This is a genomic window from Nonomuraea candida, assembly GCF_000725485.1.
Taxonomy (GTDB): domain Bacteria; phylum Actinomycetota; class Actinomycetes; order Streptosporangiales; family Streptosporangiaceae; genus Nonomuraea; species Nonomuraea candida.
In genome coordinates this window covers 39,274-54,001 of sequence record NZ_JOAG01000004.1, presented here as the reverse complement: position 1 = coordinate 54,001, position 14,728 = coordinate 39,274, and the positions used below count along the sequence as shown (strand labels likewise).

The following is a 14,728-nucleotide window of genomic DNA, read 5'->3' as shown; positions in this document are numbered from 1 at the left end:
CTCCAGGCGCAGACCTGGCGGCGGGCCACGTCCGGCACAAGCCGGCTTTGCGCGCGGGCCAGGCGGGCGGGCCGCTTCGGTCAGAAGCGGCCGGACTGCAGCACGCTGCGCAGGAACTCCTGAGTACGGGGGTGCTCCGGCTCGGTGAAGATCTGCTCGGGCGGCCCCTTCTCCACGAGCACGCCACCGTCGAGAAAGCACACCGTGTCGGAGATGTCCCGGCAGAAGCCCATCTCGTGCGTCGTCAGGATCATCGTCATCCCCGACTCCTTGAGCTCCCTGATGATCCCCAGCACCTCGACGACCAGCTGGGGGTCGAGCGCCGAGGTGACCTCGTCGAGCAGCATCAGCCGGGGGCGCGTGGCCAGCGCCCTGATGATGGCCACCCGCTGCTGCTGCCCGCCGGAGAGCTGGTCGGGATAGGCCCGCGCCTTCTGCGCCAGCCCGAACCTGGCCAGCAGCTCCTGCGCCTGCTGCTCCGCCTCGGCCCTGGCCACGCCGTGCACCTGCCGGGGCGCCAGCGTGATGTTGTCCAGCACGGTCATGTGCGGGAACAGGTTGAACGCCTGGAAGACGATGCCCAGCCGCTTGCGCACCTGGTCGACGTTCACCCGTGCGTCGGTGATCTCCTCACCGTCGAGGAAGATGGCCCCGTCGTCCACCGTCTCCAGCAGGTTGACGCAGCGCAGGAGCGTGGACTTGCCCGAGCCGGAGGCGCCGATCAGGCTCACCACCTCGTGCGACGCCACCTCCAGGTCGATGCCGCGCAGCACGCTGTGGCCGTGGAAGTTCTTCCACACCCCCTCGATGGACAGGACGGTCATGCTCCGCGCCTCCTGCGGGTGCGCGCGGCCAGGTGGTCGGTCAGCCTGGCCATCGGGATGGTCAGCAGGATGAACAGCAGCGCCGCGGCCAGGTAGGGCGTGTAGTTGAAGGTGCTGGCGGCGTGGATCTGCGCCTGCCGCAGCGCCTCCAGCGGCCCGATGGTGGCCACCAGCGCCGTGTCCTTCTGCAGCGAGACGAAGTCGTTCAGCAGCGGCGGCACCACCCGGCGGGTGGCCTGCGGCAGCACCACGAAGCGCATGGTCTTGGCGTGGCTGAGGCCCAGCGAGCGGGCCGCGGCCACCTGGCTGGGATGCACGGACTCGATGCCGGAGCGGAACACCTCGGCCACGTACGCGCCGTAGGAGAGCGTCAGCGCGATAATGCCCAGCGTCGCCAGGTCGCCGGGGATGCCCTGCAGCCTGAGCGCCGGCAGCCCGAACCCGATCAGGTAGATCACCAGGATCGTCGGCACGCCGCGGAAGACGTCGGTGTAGAGCGTGGCCAGCGCCCTGATCGGGAAGAACGCCGGCGTCTTGATGCCCCTGGCCAGCGCCACGAGCAGGCCGACGACGAGGATCAGCACCTCGGCGATGAGGAAGCTCTTGACGTTGAGCAGGAACCCGCTCAGCACGTCCGGCAACGCCTTGGCGAACTGCTCCCCGTCGAAGAACGTCTCCCGCACCCGAGGCCAGCCGGGCGAGTTGGTCACCAGCCAGACGATCAGCACGAGGAAGACGATCGTCGAGACCGTCGCGATCGAGGCCGACCGGCGGGCGCGCGACCTGCGCACCCGCTCGCGCTCGGCCTGCCGCTCGGACTTGACCCACTCCACCGGCCGCTCGGACCCGGCCGGCCCATCCCGCCACTCGGACTCGGGCCGCTCCCCCGGTCGCTCGGACCCGGTCAACCCGGCCCGCCGCCGGGGCTCGGTCGCCTCCGCCTGCCGCTCGGACCGAGCCGGCCCGGCCTGCCGCTCGGGCTGGTCTTCCTCGCTCATCGCAGCTCGGGGGCGCCCGCCGCCGAGCCCAGCCACGCCTGCTCGATCTTGGCCAGCTCACCCTTGGACTTCAGCGTCTCCACGGCCTTGTCCACGCAGGGCTTGAGCGGGCTGCCCTTCTCCATGACCAGCCCGAACTCCTCCGGCGTGCCGCCCGTCGCGCTGAACTGGCCCACGATCTTGGAGTTGTCGACCTGCGCGGCCGTCACGTAGAACGCCGTCGGCAGGTCCACGACCACCGCGTCCACCTGCTTGTTCTTCAGCGCGTTGACGACGTCGATCTGCTCGTTGTAGACGTTGGGGTCGTCGGAGGGCTTGATGACCTGCCTGACCGCGTCGAGCGAGGTCGTCCCGACCTGCACACCGATCTTCGCGTCCGCCAGCTCGGCCAGGCTCTTGGCCCCCGCGTACTTGCCGCCCTCGATCGCCACGACGGCCTGCTTGACCGTGTAGTAGCCCTTGCTGAAGTCGACCGCCTTGGCCCGGTCAGGGGTGATCGAGACCTGGTTGACGTCGAAGTCGAACTGCTTCTTGCCCGGCGCGAACGCCGCGTCGAACTTCACGGTGGCCCACTGCACCTCGGTGCGGTCGAAGCCCAGCTCACCGGCCACGGCCAAGGCCACCGCGCTCTCGAACCCCTGCCCGTTGCTCGGGTCGTCGTCCTTGAACCAGGGCTCGTAGGCGGGCTTGTCGGTGCCGATCGTCAGCTTGCCCGGGGTCAGGAGCTGCAACTGCTCCTTGGCGCAGGCCGTGGACGTCGTGGGCGCCGCCGTGGCGGCCGGGTCGTCCACGGGCGCGCAGGCGACGGCTGCCACAGCCAGTGCTCCCATCGCGAGCAGCGTCAAAGGGCGAGCCATGGCGGCCTCCAGGGGGAAAACGTGCAGAATATCGACGGCATTCTACGCCGTCCCTATCGGGAATCCCGCTCCGGGGTGCCTCTCACCACGGCAATCGGCCCAGGTGGGCTCGCGTAACGGCGGCCGGCCGGTGACGGGTCAGCGGCCGTTTCCTGGAGGGCCCGCAGCCGAAGTGCGGCGGGTGGCGGACCGGGGCCTGCCGTAAACACCGGGACTGTCACGAACCACGAGACCTGACCGCGCCGGCCGCGGACCCACACCTACCGCGAGGTGATCACGCCTGCCGCGGACCCACACCCACCGCCAGATGACCACGCCTGCCGCGGACCCACACCCACCGCCAGATGACCACGCCTGCCGCGGACCCACACCCACCGCGCGAACGAGTGTTGCGGGCGGGAACGAAGAAGACCCCCGCGCTGGGCGGGGGTCTTCCGATGGACCTCCCCCGCGCGGAGCGGGGGCGTCAGGTGGGGCCTCAGTTGGCGACGACCTCGACGTCCACCGAGGCCGAGACCTCCGGGTGGAGCTTGACGGTCACGCGGTGGGAGCCGACGCTCTTGATCGGGTTGACGATCTCGATGCGGCGGCGGTCGAGGACCAGGCCGCCGGCGGCCTTGACCGCGTCGGCGATGTCGCCCGTGGTGATCGAGCCGAACAGGCGGCCCGACTCGCCCGCGCGCGTCGCCAGGCGCACGCGCAGCGCGCCGAGCTGGCCGGCGACCTCCTTGGCGGTGCCGAGGTCGCGGATCTCGCGGGCGTCGCGAGCCTTGCGGATGGTCTCGATCTGCTTCTCGGCGCCACGGGTCCAGCGCATGGCGTAGCCGCGCGGGATGAGGTAGTTACGGCCGTAGCCGTCCTTGACCTCGACGACGTCGCCAGGGGCGCCGAGGCCGGAGACCTCGTTGGTGAGGATGAGCTTCATATCGACAGTCCTCCTTAGCGCGCGGTGCTCGTGTAAGGCAGCAGCGCCACCTCACGGGCATTCTTGATCGCGGTCGCCACGTCGCGCTGGTGCTGGGTGCAGTTGCCCGTCACCCGGCGCGCACGGATCTTGCCACGGTCGGAGATGAACTTCCGCAGCAGGGCCGTGTCCTTGTAGTCGACGTAGGAGATCTTGTCGTGGCAGAACAGGCAAACCTTCTTCTTGGGCTTGCGCAGTGCCGGCTTTGCCATCGTGGTGCTCCTTTCAGAGCCCCGCCTTCAGGGCGGGAATGGACTCGGGCTTTTCGGACTGGGTTAGAAAGGCGGTTCGTCGCTGAAGTCGTTGCCGCCGCCGCCGAAGCCGCCGCCGCCCTGCTGGCCGCCGCCGTAGCCGCCACCGCCGCCGCCGCCCTGGAAGCCGCCGCCCTGAGGCGGGGCGGGCGACGCCGAGGCCCACGGGTCATCGGCCGGGCCGCCGCCGAAGCCGCCACCGCCGCCACCCTGACGGGAGGTGCGGTTGACCTTGGCGGTGGCGTTGCGCAGGGACGGGCCGACCTCGTCGACCTCGACCTCGTAGACCGTGCGCTTCTCGCCTTCCTTGGTCTCGTAAGACCGCTGCTTGAGCCGCCCCTGCACGATGACCCGCATGCCGCGCTGGAGGCTCTCGGCGGCGTTCTCCGCCGCCTGCCGCCAGACGTTGCAGGTCAGAAAGAGGCTCTCGCCATCCTTCCACTCGTTGGTCTGTCGATCCATGAACCGCGGAGTGGACGCGATGCGGAATCGAGCCACCGCTTGCCCCGTCGGGGTGAAGCGCAGCTCCGGGTCGTCGACGAGGTTGCCGACGATGGTGATTACGGTGTCGCCTGCTGCCATGGCTAGCGCTCGCCTTCCTGCACGCCTTCGCTTGGGTTACGGCTCAGAGTACGGGGCTCCTCCGACAAAAGCCGGAGGGTCAGTGCACGTCCGGACGCAGGACCTTGGTGCGCAGAATGCCCTCGTTGAGGTTCATCTGGCGGTCGAGCTCCTTGACCGTCGCGGGCTCCGCGGACAGGTCGATGACGGCGTAGATGCCTTCGGACTTCTTGTCGATGTCGTAGGCGAGACGGCGACGGCCCCAGACGTCGACCTTCTCCACGGTGCCGCCGTCGTTGCGGACCACGGTGAGGAACTGGTCGAGGGACGGCGCGACGGTGCGCTCATCGAGCGAAGGGTCCAGAATGACCATTACTTCGTAACGACGCATGCGGGACTCCAACCTCCTCTGGACTCTTGCGGTCACGACACTCTGCCGTGACAGGAGGACGCTGACGTCTGAGCCCGGACGGCCCCTTGCGGCCTCCCGGGGAGATGGATCATCCATCACAACGCAGCGTGCCCCAGGTTACCAGCCGTGCGTAGGTGGGAAGGCCTGTAGGAAACCCAAGGGGGTGGTGATTGTGCCACATGTGCTCCAGCCTTCCGAGAGCGGGCGGTTCAAGCTCACGCTCAACCCGGACGGGCGCCCGCACCCGGTCGAGAACATCCTGGCCGTGGCCACGTTCGTGTGCGGTGTGGTCGCCTTCGTGGCGACGTTCTGGACCTCCGCCCACATGATCGCGTCCTGGGTGGGCACGCTGGGCTTCGGCATCGGCCTCTATTCGCAGTACATCTCCGCGACGACGCCGCAGCGCTCGCTCAACGTCATCGGGCTCGTGGGCTCGTTCGTGGGGGCCGCTCTCGGCATCGCCCACGGCGGCTTCCTCCCCCACCCGTGAGGACGCCCGCCCGCCGGGAGACCCGGCTCTGAGGACGTCCGCCCCTGAGGACGTCCGCCCATGACAAACGGCCCCGGGAAGAAGCGCCGGGGCCGTCCTATATGCGGGCTCACCCGATGTGCAGGTCGATGCCGAGCAGCACCAGGAACCACAGGAACACCGCGAGCAACGCCTCCGCGAGGTCCCTGAGCAGACCCGGCGTGATGTAGTCGTAGACCCAGGCGACGTAGATGCCCACGATGACGTAGACCAGCACGATCAGCGCCCGTAAGCGCCAGCGGCTCATAGGGATCTCCTCAAGGGGGTAGGGGGCCCCTCCCGACTGCCCCGAGCACCCCCGGCCAAACGGCTAAGCTCGACGCCATGGTGCGTATCGGAGCTCATGTCGACCAGGACGATCCCGCCGCCCGCGCCGCGGAGGTCGGGGCCGAGGTGGTGCAGTTCTTCCTCGGCGACCCGCAGGGCTATGACAAGCCCGTGCTGCCCGCCAAGCCGGTCGAGGGCGTCGACGTCTACATCCACGCGCCCTACCTGGTCAACGTGGCGACCACCAACAACCGCATCAGGATCCCCAGCCGCAAGCTGCTGGAGCAGCACCTGAAGGCGGCCGCGCAGCTCGGCGCGAAGGGCCTGGTCGTGCACGGCGGCCACGTCAACAAGAGCGACGACCCGCAGAAGGGCTTCGACAACTGGCGCAAGGTGTTCGAGCGCATGGAGTGCCCCGTCCCCGTGCTGATCGAGAACACCGCGGGCGGCGGCAACGCGATGGCCCGCAAGCTGGAGCGCATCGCCCGGCTCTGGGAGGCGCTCGACGGGTTCGACGTGGGCTTCTGCCTCGACACCTGCCACGCCCACGCCGGCGGCGAGGAGCTGATCGACCTGGTCGACCGGGTCAAGGCCATCACCGGCCGCATCGACCTGGTGCACTGCAACGACTCGCGCGACGACTTCGACTCCGGCGCCGACCGGCACGCCAACCTGGGCAAGGGGAAGATCGACCCCGAGCTGATCCTGGCGGTGTGCCGCGCGGCCGGCGCGCCGGTCGTGGTGGAGACGCCCGCCGAGGGCCAGGCCGACGACATCGCCTTCCTGCGCAAGAACCTCTGATCGGGAAGGCCCGCAGACCGAATACACACAGGCTGTGGATAACTTCCCTGGATTACCGAGACGCGAAAGTGGGTATAGGCGCTCGCCGCCGCACCGCGGTCAGCCCGCCCACGCGCCGCTGAGGAACCGGGCGGCGTTGACCAGCATGAGCGGCCCGGAGATCAGCGCGTACAACACGATCACCCACGTCCGTCCGGTCGCGACCCTGGCGACCAGCACCCACAGCGGGAACCACAGCAGCAGCGAGCGCGGGATCGACAGGTAATACGCCGACGTCATCAGCGCCAGCGCCTGCGCGCCGGTGTAGACGGCCTCGCTCCACCGGCGCAGCGCCAGCAGCCAGGCCAGCCCCGCCACGACCACCACCGCTCCGGCGATCTCCATCCGGAACGCCACCGCGAAGTCGTCGGAGCCCAGGGCCGAGCGCCAGGTCGTCGCCCACGCCTCCCACGGCCAGGCGAAGTCCCGCCCCCAGCCGGCCTCCTGGGCGTGCTTCCAGGCCAGCCAGTCACCGGTCCTGCGGTACTGGTACATCGAGTACGCCACCAGCGGCACGAACGGCACCACCAGCAACCCGGCCCGCCGGACCGGCTCCCTGCGCGTGACGTACTCCACCACGAGCGCCACCGCGAGGAACAGCCCGGTGATCCGCACGCACGACGCCCCCGCGGCCAGCAGCACCGCCGACGGCCAGTTGCCCTGCCTGGCGGCCAGCCAGGCCGGCACGGCGAAGGCCAGGAAGAGCGACTCGCTGTAGCCCGCGGCCAGGAACACCGCCATGGGGAAGAGCACCAGCGCCAGCACGGCCATCCAGCCGTCGGCGCCCTCGACCTCGGCCAGCCGGGCCAGCGCCACCATGGCGACCGCCCCCGAGACCAGCGAGATCAGCAGCCCGGCCGCGGCCCAGTCGGGCACCACGAGGTGCACCAGCCGCAGCGCCGCGGGCAGCCCGGGGAAGAACGCCGGCAGCCCGTCGTCGGGCGGCCGGCCGGGCTCGCCGTCGTAGCCGTACTGGGCGATGGTGATGAACAGGGTGGCGTCCCACTTGCGCCACTTATCCAGATATTCGCCCAGGCTCACGCCGAGCAGCGTCGCGATCAGCAGCCCGGCCCGTGAGCCGAACCACAGCAGCAGCGCGTCCCACCTGGCCGAGCGGGTGATCATCTGGCCGGGGACCCCAGCAGGGACCTCAGCGTGAACCGGTCGGGCGCGTCGTCGAACACGCCGCCCGCCTGGTCGTCGATGTCGGCGCGGCGCACCACGTCCTTGTCGGGACGCAGGATGTCACGCACCACGAACGCCATCATGATGGCGATCGTGATGACCCGCCCCCACACGGCCGTGAAGTACGTGTCGTCACCGATGCCCAGGTCGTCGCGGTCGAGCGGCGGCTGCGCGAGCAGGTACAGCCAGATGGCCACGAAGTACCACACCTCGGCGAGCTGCCACAGCGCCAGCGGCTTCCAGTTGGGCCTGGCCAGCACCGCGAACGGCACCAGCCACAACACGAACTGCGGCGACCACACCTTGTTCGTCATCATGAACGCGGCCAGCGCCAGGAAGCAGATCTGCGCCAGCCGCGGCCGGCGCGGCGCGCCCAGCGTCAGCACCGCGATGCCCAGGCACAGCAGCGCCAGCGAGACCATGCCCAGCGTGCTCACGTCGGCCTCGCCCAGCACCGGCCAACCCTTGTTCTGGAAGAACAGCCAGGGCGAGCCCCAGTCGACCCCGCGCTCCTGGGAGAAGACGTAGAACCGGCGCCAGCCCTCCCACGCGAAGATCATGAACGGCACGTTGACCACGAGCCAGGTGCCTGCGGCCGCGGCCATGGTGACCAGGAACGGCCGCCATCGCCCCGTACGCCAGGTGAGCAGGAACAGCGCGCCCACGAACATCAGCGGGTAGAACTTGGTCGCGATCGCCAGCCCCAGCAGCACCCCGGCGAGCACCAGCCGCCGCTGCTTCCAGGCCAGCAGCATGCCCATGGACAGCGCGCCGGCGACCAGGTCCCAGTTGATGTAGGCGGCCAGCACGACGGCGGGCGAGATGGCGTACCAGAGCGGGTCCCAGCGCCGGGTCGGGCCGGCCACCGCGGCCATCAGCAGCACGCCGGCCACGAGGCAGGCGCCGAGCAGGATCACCGTCAGGTCGTAGAAGCGGGCCGCCTGCGCGGCGGCCCCCAAATCCAGCGCCCGCGCGATCCAGCTGATCACCTGCATGACCTCGCCCAGCACGACGGGGTATTCGACCTGCTTGTCGAACGGCACCTGGGCGAAGTAGGGGTTCTCGGTGGACAGCGCCCTGTCGAAGTACAGGGGGTAGATGTCGCTGTAGCAGAAGTTGGTGTAGACGGTGACCTGGTCGTTCCAGCCACCGGTGCGGCACGGCAGCCGCAGCACGTACGCCAGGCTCGCCCCCAGGGCCGCGATCAGCCCCAGGGGCAGGTACGGCACGGCACGCGCCACCCACGGGGCGCGTGCCTCGGTGCTCGTCACTGATCCTCTGGCCGGCTCGGCCTCGGCCGGGTGCCGGCCCTCGGCTCGGGAGCCGAGCCCTGCCCGGCCAGCCCCACGTCGTTGGGGTCGGTCGGGAAGGTGTCGTCGCCGCCGTCGTCGACGCTCACGTCCTCGTCGGGCACGGTGGCGTCGTTCTCGTCACAGCCGATGAGGCAGTCCTGCTCGCCGCTGCCGTCGTCGAACGGGTTGTCGCTGCCGAACGGGTTCTCCTCGCCCTCCGGGGTCGGCGTGGGCGTGGGCGTCGGGCTCGGCACGATGTTCTCGGCGGTGCCGACGTCGGCCCGGTCGGGGAACTGCTCGACGGGCAGGCCCTCGTGGGCGAGCTGCATGAACTTCTGCCAGGCGATCGTGGGCGGTCCCGCGCCCTCGAAGTTGAGCGAGACCTCCCTCGGCTGGGTGTAGGGGTTGTCCGGGCCGAACTTCTTGCTGCCCTTGCGGTAGATCGGGCAGTTGGAGTGCTCGGGCGGGATGACCTTGCCGGTCTTGGTCACGCACTGCTCGCGGTAGAAGCCGACCGCGGTCGAGATCTGCGGCGTGTAGCCGACGAACCAGGCTTCCTTCTCGTCGTTGTTGGTGCCGGTCTTGCCGGCGGCCGGTCGGTTGCCCAGGCCCTTGCCCGCCGCGGTGCCCGACTTGAGCACCTCCTGCATCGCGAGCGTGGCGTCGGCGGCGACCTCCGGGGAGATGACGGTCTTGGCCGTGGACTGCTCGTCGTAGACCTTCTTGCCGTTCTGCTCGACCTTGAGCACCACGTGGTAGCGGGTGTACTTGCCGCCGTTGGCGAAGATCGAGTAACCGGCCGCCTGCTCCACCGGCGTCACCAGCGCGCTGCCGATGGCGAACTGGTAGTAGTGCTCCTTGATGTCCTCTTCCATACGCTTCTGGTTGAAGCCGGCCGCCTCGACCAGGTTCTTGACGTCGTCGAGCTGGTTCGGCAGCGCGTAGGCCATCGACACGTACGCCGTGTTGACCGACTGCGCGGTGGCCTTGACCACGTCGACCGCGACGCCGACGTTGTGGCTGTTCTTGATGCCGCCCGCCTGCTGGCCGGGCAGCTCCTTCGGCACGGTCTCGTTGCCCGGCACGTAGCTCTTGAGCGAGAAGCCCGCCTGCAGCCAGGCCGCCAGCACGTACGGCTTGAACGCCGAGGCCGCCTGCTTGGTGGACTGGAAGGGCTCGTTCCACGGGTCGGTGAGGTAGTCGTCACCGCCGTAGAAGGCCAGCACGCGCCCGTGCTTGGGGTCCACGGCGGCCAGCCCGGCGTGGAACTCCGTGGACATGTTGTACGCCTTCATCGTGCTCTTGACCGCGGTCTGCGCGTCGCGCATGAGCTTCCGGTCGAAGGTCGAGACGATCTTGTAGCCGCCGGTCTTGACCTCGTCGGGGGTCAGGCCACGGGCCTCCAGCTCGCGCAGCACCTCCCGCACCATGTAGCCCTTGAAGCCGCCCATGTCGTCGTTGCCGATGGTCTTCTTCGTGGCGGGGAACTTGGCGGTCTGCGGGAGCTGGCCGTACTTCTCCGGCCACAGCTCGGCCATGTTCGTGATGACCTGGTTGAAGCGGGATTTGAGCGCGGGGGCGTCGTGGTCCCAGTTCGGCTGCTGGATGCGCGCGGCGAGGTAGGCGCCCTGCTCGGGGGTGAGCTTCGCGGCGGTGATCCTCTTGCCGGGGAAGTACGCCTTCGCGGCGGCCTCGACGCCGTACGCGCGGCCGAAGTTGACGGTGTTGAGGTAGGTCTCGAGGATTTTGTCCTTGCTCATGGTCTCGTCGAGCTTGACCGCGACGAAGATCTCCATGACCTTCCGCTTGATGGACACTTCCTGGCTCAGGCCGTCGTAGTAGCCGCGGGCCATCTGCTGGGTGATGGTCGAGGCGCCCTGGAGCTGCTGGCCGGTCGCGGTCATCCACACCGACCGGATCATGCCGGAGATGGAGATGCCGGAGTCCTCGTAGAACGTCTTGTTCTCGATGGCCACCGCGGCGTCCCTGACGCTCTCGGCCATCTGGCTGATGTCGACGCTCTCGCGCTTGAAGCCGAGCTTGGCGATCTCGGTCTTGCCGTCGCGGTAGTAGATCGTGCTCTGCTCGGCCGTGGCCTCGGCCTGGGCCGAGGTCGGCACCGGGGTGTTGGCGTAGGCGACCATGACCATGCCGAACAGGCCGGCCGCGAGCACCACGGCCCCGGCCACGACGATCTTCCAGCTCGGGACGAACCTGCGCCAGCCGCCCCGGCCGCCGCCCTTCTTCACCGGCGGGCCGGGCGGCTCGGGCGGGCCGCCGGAGCCGCGCCGGCGGGAGCGCCGCGGCGCGTCACTGACGATCGTCTCCTGGTTGCTCACCGCGTGCGTCTCCTGCCGCCCGCGGGAGCGCGGCGGCGCCGCCTGCTCGCGGCGCGGCTCAACGGGCCCCTGCGGGTGCCCGGCACGCTGCGCGCGCAGCTGCGCCCGGGTGGGCGGCGGGTCGTCATAAGACTGCGCGCGGGTGGGCGCCTCCTCATACGACTGCGCGCGTTGCTGCGCCCGGGTGGGCGGCGGGTCGTCATACGGCTGCGCGGCCATGGCGCCGGTCTGCTCGTACGCCGCCTCCGGACGGCGCGGCGGCTGAGCCCCCCAACTGGGATCACCGGTTTGAGGTGGAGGACCTGGGGGCACAGAACGGGATGAGCTGGATCGTCGGCGCCTTCCCGGGCGGGCCGTCCCCTCATTCATGCTGTTACTCACACGTCCTCGCAACGTCGTCGGATCCAAAACGGCGGTTGGGCGTGAGGTTTCTCGCCGCCCTCGATGTTCACGCTTGTCCGGCGAGGTCAGGCGGTCCGTTCCCGAGGACGTACGAAACCGTCAGGTGATTCCAGGAACAACCTTGGCAGACCTCGACAACGTACACCCGGAACTCATCGTAATCATGGGCCATCGCGACGAGTTCTGACGTGACCTTTGCCTGACCGGCATGGCGCCCGAGGGATTCCCCGTAGACGTAGGTCACGTTGGTGACGTTCTCCTTCTCGCAGACCGGGCAGGGGCGTTCGGTCGGCTCGCCGAAGTGGCGGGCCGCGCGGAGGAGGTAGGGCTGTGCGTCACAGACGTCGCCGCGCGAGGTGCGCCCCGTGCGCAGGGAGCGGACCACCGCCCTTTTCGCAAGGCCGTAATCCACCACCCTTCTCTGTGACCACATGAGCGCCAGACTACGGCGTTTTGCGGCTTCATCCCAACGCCTTGGCAGATTCATCGATTGCAGCCATATAGCGGACCGACGTATCCTCGGGATGTATCGGCTCGATACATCGACGCGAGAGGGGGCGGTTCCAGTGGCCAGCGGACAGGGCAGGGTCTTGGAGCTGGCTGTGCTCGGGTCACTGCACGAGACGCCGCTGCATGGCTATGAGCTGCGCAAACGGCTCAACGCCCTGCTGGGGATGTTCCGTGCGTTCTCCTACGGGTCGCTGTACCCCTGTCTGCGATCACTGCTCGCCCAGGGCCTCATCGCGGAGGAGCAGCCCGCACCGTCCGCGATCGTCGGCGGCAGGTCGAAGATCGTCTACAAGCTGACCGCCGAAGGCAAGGAACGGCTGCAGGACCTGCTCACGCAGGCCGGTCCCGCCGCCTGGGAGGACGAGAGCTTCGGCGTGCACTTCGCCTTCTTCCGTCACACGGAGGCCGAGGTGCGCCTGCGCATCCTGGAGGGTCGCCGGAGCCGGCTGGAGGAGCGGCTCGACTCGGTGCGCACGGCGCTGGCGCGCACGCGGGAGCGGCTCGACAGCTACACCCTTGAGCTGCAACGTCATGGGCTGGAGTCCGTCGAGCGCGAGGTGCGCTGGCTGAACGAGCTGATCGCAACGGAGCGTCGGGCCTCCTCTCAGGAGGAGAGGCCCGAAAGAGATACCACGTCAACTGATGAGTAAGGGAGCGAGTGCGATGGGTTCGGTTCGCGTGGCCATTGTCGGTGTCGGCAACTGCGCGTCGTCGCTGGTCCAGGGCGTTCACTACTACAAGGACGCAGACCCGGACAAACGGGTGCCGGGCCTCATGCACGTGAAGTTCGGCGACTACCACGTCGGCGACGTCGAGTTCGTCGCAGCGTTCGACGTGGACGCCAAGAAGGTCGGCCGCGACCTGTCCGAGGCGATCGTCGCCAGCGAGAACAACACGATCAAGATCTGCGACGTACCGCCCACGGGGGTCACCGTCCAGCGGGGCCACACGTTCGACGGCCTTGGCGAGTTCTACCGGGAGATCATCGAGGAGTCCGACGAGGCGCCGGTCGATGTGGTCCAGGTGCTGCGTGACAACCAGGTCGACGTGCTGGTGTCCTACCTGCCGGTGGGGTCCGAGGAGGCCGACCGCTTCTACGCGCAGTGCGCGATCGACGCCAAGGTGGCGTTCGTCAACGCGCTGCCGGTCTTCATCGCCTCCGACCCCGAGTGGGCCGAGAAGTTCACCGAGGCGGGCGTGCCGATCGTGGGCGACGACATCAAGTCGCAGGTCGGCGCCACGATCACGCACCGGGTGATGGCCAAGCTGTTCGAGGACCGCGGGGTCGAGCTGCTGCGCACGTACCAGCTCAACTTCGGCGGCAACATGGACTTCATGAACATGCTGGAGCGCACCCGGCTCCAGTCGAAGAAGATCTCCAAGACGCAGTCGGTCACCTCGCAGATCCCGCACGAGATGGGCAAGGCCGACGTGCACATCGGGCCGTCGGACCACGTGCCGTGGCTGGACGACCGCAAGTGGGCCTACGTGCGGCTGGAGGGTCGCTCGTTCGGTGACACGCCGCTGAACCTGGAGTACAAGCTGGAGGTGTGGGACTCGCCGAACTCGGCGGGCATCATCATCGACGCGGTGCGCGCCGCCAAGATCGCCCTCGACCGGGGCATCGGCGGGCCGATCCTGTCGGCCTCCTCCTACTTCATGAAGTCGCCGCCCGAGCAGTACTCCGACGACGAGGCCAGGGAGTACGTCGAGAAGTTCATCAGGGGCGAGGTCGAGCGCTGACCGGCTGAACCCGTCCCTTCGGCGCCGTGCCCCTGCCCGGGGCGCGGCGCCTTTCGCATCGGCGGGTGATGCGGAGGCGTTCGCATCGGCGGGGTGATGCGGAGGCGTTCGTCAGAGCCGGGCGGCGAGGGGGAGGTCGTCGGAGGAGGCCGGCTGCCAGCGGAGCGGGTCAGAGCCCAGCTCCGTCAGCAGCGGCACCTGCTCCCTGCACCACGGCGAGATCGCCAGCAGCCCGTTCTGCGCCCCTTCCGCGAACTCCTTCCACGGCATCCACCGCGTCTCCCCCACCTCGTCGGGGTTGGGCGAGACGGACGCGTCGACGACGACCCGGTAGACGGGGCACAGCTCGTGCTCGACGATGCCGTTGGCCATCACCGCACGGTAGGAGAAGGCGGGCAGCATGAGGTCGGCCCGCTCGGCCTCGATCCCCAGCTCGTAGGAGAGCCGGCGCACGACCGCGCGGTCGACCGGCTCGCCCGGCAGAGGGTGGCCGCAGCAGCTGTTGGTCCAGACGCTCGGCCAGGTGATCTTGTGGTCGGCCCTCCTGGTGAGCAGCACGCGGCCTTCGCGATCGAAGACGTAGCTGGAGAACGCCAGATGGAGGGGGGTCTCGCGGCCGTGCACCGACGTCTTCGGCGCGGTGCCGAGCGCGCGGCCGTCACGATCGACCAGCACAACGTGTTCCTCAGTGGTCACGCTATGAAGCGTACGAGATCATGAGCACCGGACGGAACCCGTCGTCCACCTGCCGCGC

The 14,728-nt window shown here is 69.1% G+C and carries 17 protein-coding genes; 4 read left to right on the top strand and 13 right to left on the bottom strand.

The features are described 5' to 3' along the window. Positions 1 to 80: 80 nt before the first annotated feature. From IO39_RS01990 to rpsF, 7 genes are all read right to left on the bottom strand, one after another. Positions 81 to 824: an amino acid ABC transporter ATP-binding protein gene (locus IO39_RS01990; protein ID WP_043614989.1), complete on the bottom strand. Its 744-nt coding sequence runs from the start codon at positions 822 to 824 to the stop codon at positions 81 to 83. Next, positions 821 to 1,822, bottom strand: coding sequence for an amino acid ABC transporter permease (locus tag IO39_RS01985; RefSeq protein ID WP_084772113.1), 1,002 nt, complete (start codon positions 1,820 to 1,822; stop codon positions 821 to 823). The genes IO39_RS01990 and IO39_RS01985 overlap by 4 nt, the downstream gene beginning before the upstream one ends. Further along, positions 1,819 to 2,679, bottom strand: coding sequence for an ABC transporter substrate-binding protein (locus tag IO39_RS01980; RefSeq protein ID WP_043614986.1), 861 nt, complete (start codon positions 2,677 to 2,679; stop codon positions 1,819 to 1,821). Before IO39_RS01980 ends, IO39_RS01985 begins: the two co-directional genes overlap by 4 nt. Before the next feature lie 478 nt (positions 2,680 to 3,157). Continuing rightward, positions 3,158 to 3,604 (bottom strand): 50S ribosomal protein L9, encoded by a 447-nt coding sequence (gene rplI / locus IO39_RS01975; RefSeq protein WP_043614983.1) that lies wholly within the window; start codon positions 3,602 to 3,604, stop codon positions 3,158 to 3,160. Positions 3,605 to 3,618: 14 nt separating this feature from the next. Next, positions 3,619 to 3,855, bottom strand: coding sequence for a 30S ribosomal protein S18 (gene rpsR / locus IO39_RS01970; protein ID WP_020543048.1), 237 nt, complete (start codon positions 3,853 to 3,855; stop codon positions 3,619 to 3,621). Between the two features lie 63 nt (positions 3,856 to 3,918). Further along, positions 3,919 to 4,476 carry a single-stranded DNA-binding protein gene (locus tag IO39_RS01965; protein WP_043614978.1) on the bottom strand — a complete coding sequence of 186 codons (558 nt, stop codon included), beginning with the start codon at positions 4,474 to 4,476 and terminating at the stop codon, positions 3,919 to 3,921. Between the two features lie 79 nt (positions 4,477 to 4,555). After that, a complete protein-coding gene (gene rpsF / locus IO39_RS01960; protein ID WP_026214314.1) occupies positions 4,556 to 4,846 on the bottom strand; it encodes a 30S ribosomal protein S6 in 291 nt (96 codons plus the stop codon). A 202-nt stretch (positions 4,847 to 5,048) separates the two neighbouring features. On the opposite strand from rpsF, the gene IO39_RS01955 reads away from it, so the two are divergent. Further along, positions 5,049 to 5,357 carry a hypothetical protein gene (locus tag IO39_RS01955; protein WP_043614971.1) on the top strand — a complete coding sequence of 103 codons (309 nt, stop codon included), beginning with the start codon at positions 5,049 to 5,051 and terminating at the stop codon, positions 5,355 to 5,357. Between the two features lie 109 nt (positions 5,358 to 5,466). Here IO39_RS01955 and IO39_RS55860 read toward each other — a convergent pair whose 3' ends face one another. Next, the gene (locus IO39_RS55860) at positions 5,467 to 5,643 is read right to left on the bottom strand and encodes a hypothetical protein (protein ID WP_169789008.1); all 177 of its coding nucleotides are present in this window, start codon (positions 5,641 to 5,643) and stop codon (positions 5,467 to 5,469) included. Between the two features lie 77 nt (positions 5,644 to 5,720). Between IO39_RS55860 and IO39_RS01950 the strand changes: the two genes are divergently transcribed. Then, on the top strand, positions 5,721 to 6,464 hold the full coding sequence (locus tag IO39_RS01950; RefSeq protein WP_211266863.1) for a deoxyribonuclease IV: 744 nt from the start codon (positions 5,721 to 5,723) through the stop codon (positions 6,462 to 6,464). A 99-nt stretch (positions 6,465 to 6,563) separates the two neighbouring features. On the opposite strand, the gene IO39_RS01945 is transcribed toward IO39_RS01950, so the two are convergent. The 4 genes from IO39_RS01945 to IO39_RS01930 all read right to left on the bottom strand — a co-directional run bounded on the left by IO39_RS01945 (position 6,564) and on the right by IO39_RS01930 (position 12,154). Beyond that, entirely contained in the window at positions 6,564 to 7,628 is a 1,065-nt protein-coding gene (locus IO39_RS01945) for a mannosyltransferase family protein (protein ID WP_043614968.1), read from the bottom strand. After that, positions 7,625 to 8,959, bottom strand: coding sequence for a glycosyltransferase family 87 protein (locus tag IO39_RS01940; RefSeq protein ID WP_043614966.1), 1,335 nt, complete (start codon positions 8,957 to 8,959; stop codon positions 7,625 to 7,627). Before IO39_RS01940 ends, IO39_RS01945 begins: the two co-directional genes overlap by 4 nt. Next, positions 8,956 to 11,538 (bottom strand): transglycosylase domain-containing protein, encoded by a 2,583-nt coding sequence (locus IO39_RS01935; protein ID WP_052422342.1) that lies wholly within the window; start codon positions 11,536 to 11,538, stop codon positions 8,956 to 8,958. Before IO39_RS01935 ends, IO39_RS01940 begins: the two co-directional genes overlap by 4 nt. A gap of 229 nt (positions 11,539 to 11,767) precedes the next feature. Further along, complete coding sequence (locus IO39_RS01930) at positions 11,768 to 12,154, bottom strand: DUF5318 family protein (RefSeq protein WP_043614964.1); 387 nt, start codon at positions 12,152 to 12,154, stop codon at positions 11,768 to 11,770. Between the two features lie 133 nt (positions 12,155 to 12,287). Between IO39_RS01930 and IO39_RS01925 the strand changes: the two genes are divergently transcribed. Both IO39_RS01925 and IO39_RS01920 read left to right on the top strand, forming a co-directional pair. Next, complete coding sequence (locus IO39_RS01925; protein ID WP_043614961.1) at positions 12,288 to 12,881, top strand: PadR family transcriptional regulator; 594 nt, start codon at positions 12,288 to 12,290, stop codon at positions 12,879 to 12,881. Positions 12,882 to 12,894: 13 nt separating this feature from the next. Next, a complete protein-coding gene (locus IO39_RS01920; RefSeq protein WP_043614958.1) occupies positions 12,895 to 13,974 on the top strand; it encodes an inositol-3-phosphate synthase in 1,080 nt (359 codons plus the stop codon). 111 nt (positions 13,975 to 14,085) lie between these two features. Here IO39_RS01920 and idi read toward each other — a convergent pair whose 3' ends face one another. Then, complete coding sequence (gene idi, locus IO39_RS01915) at positions 14,086 to 14,670, bottom strand: isopentenyl-diphosphate Delta-isomerase (protein WP_043614954.1); 585 nt, start codon at positions 14,668 to 14,670, stop codon at positions 14,086 to 14,088. Between the last annotated feature and the right edge of the window lie 58 nt (positions 14,671 to 14,728).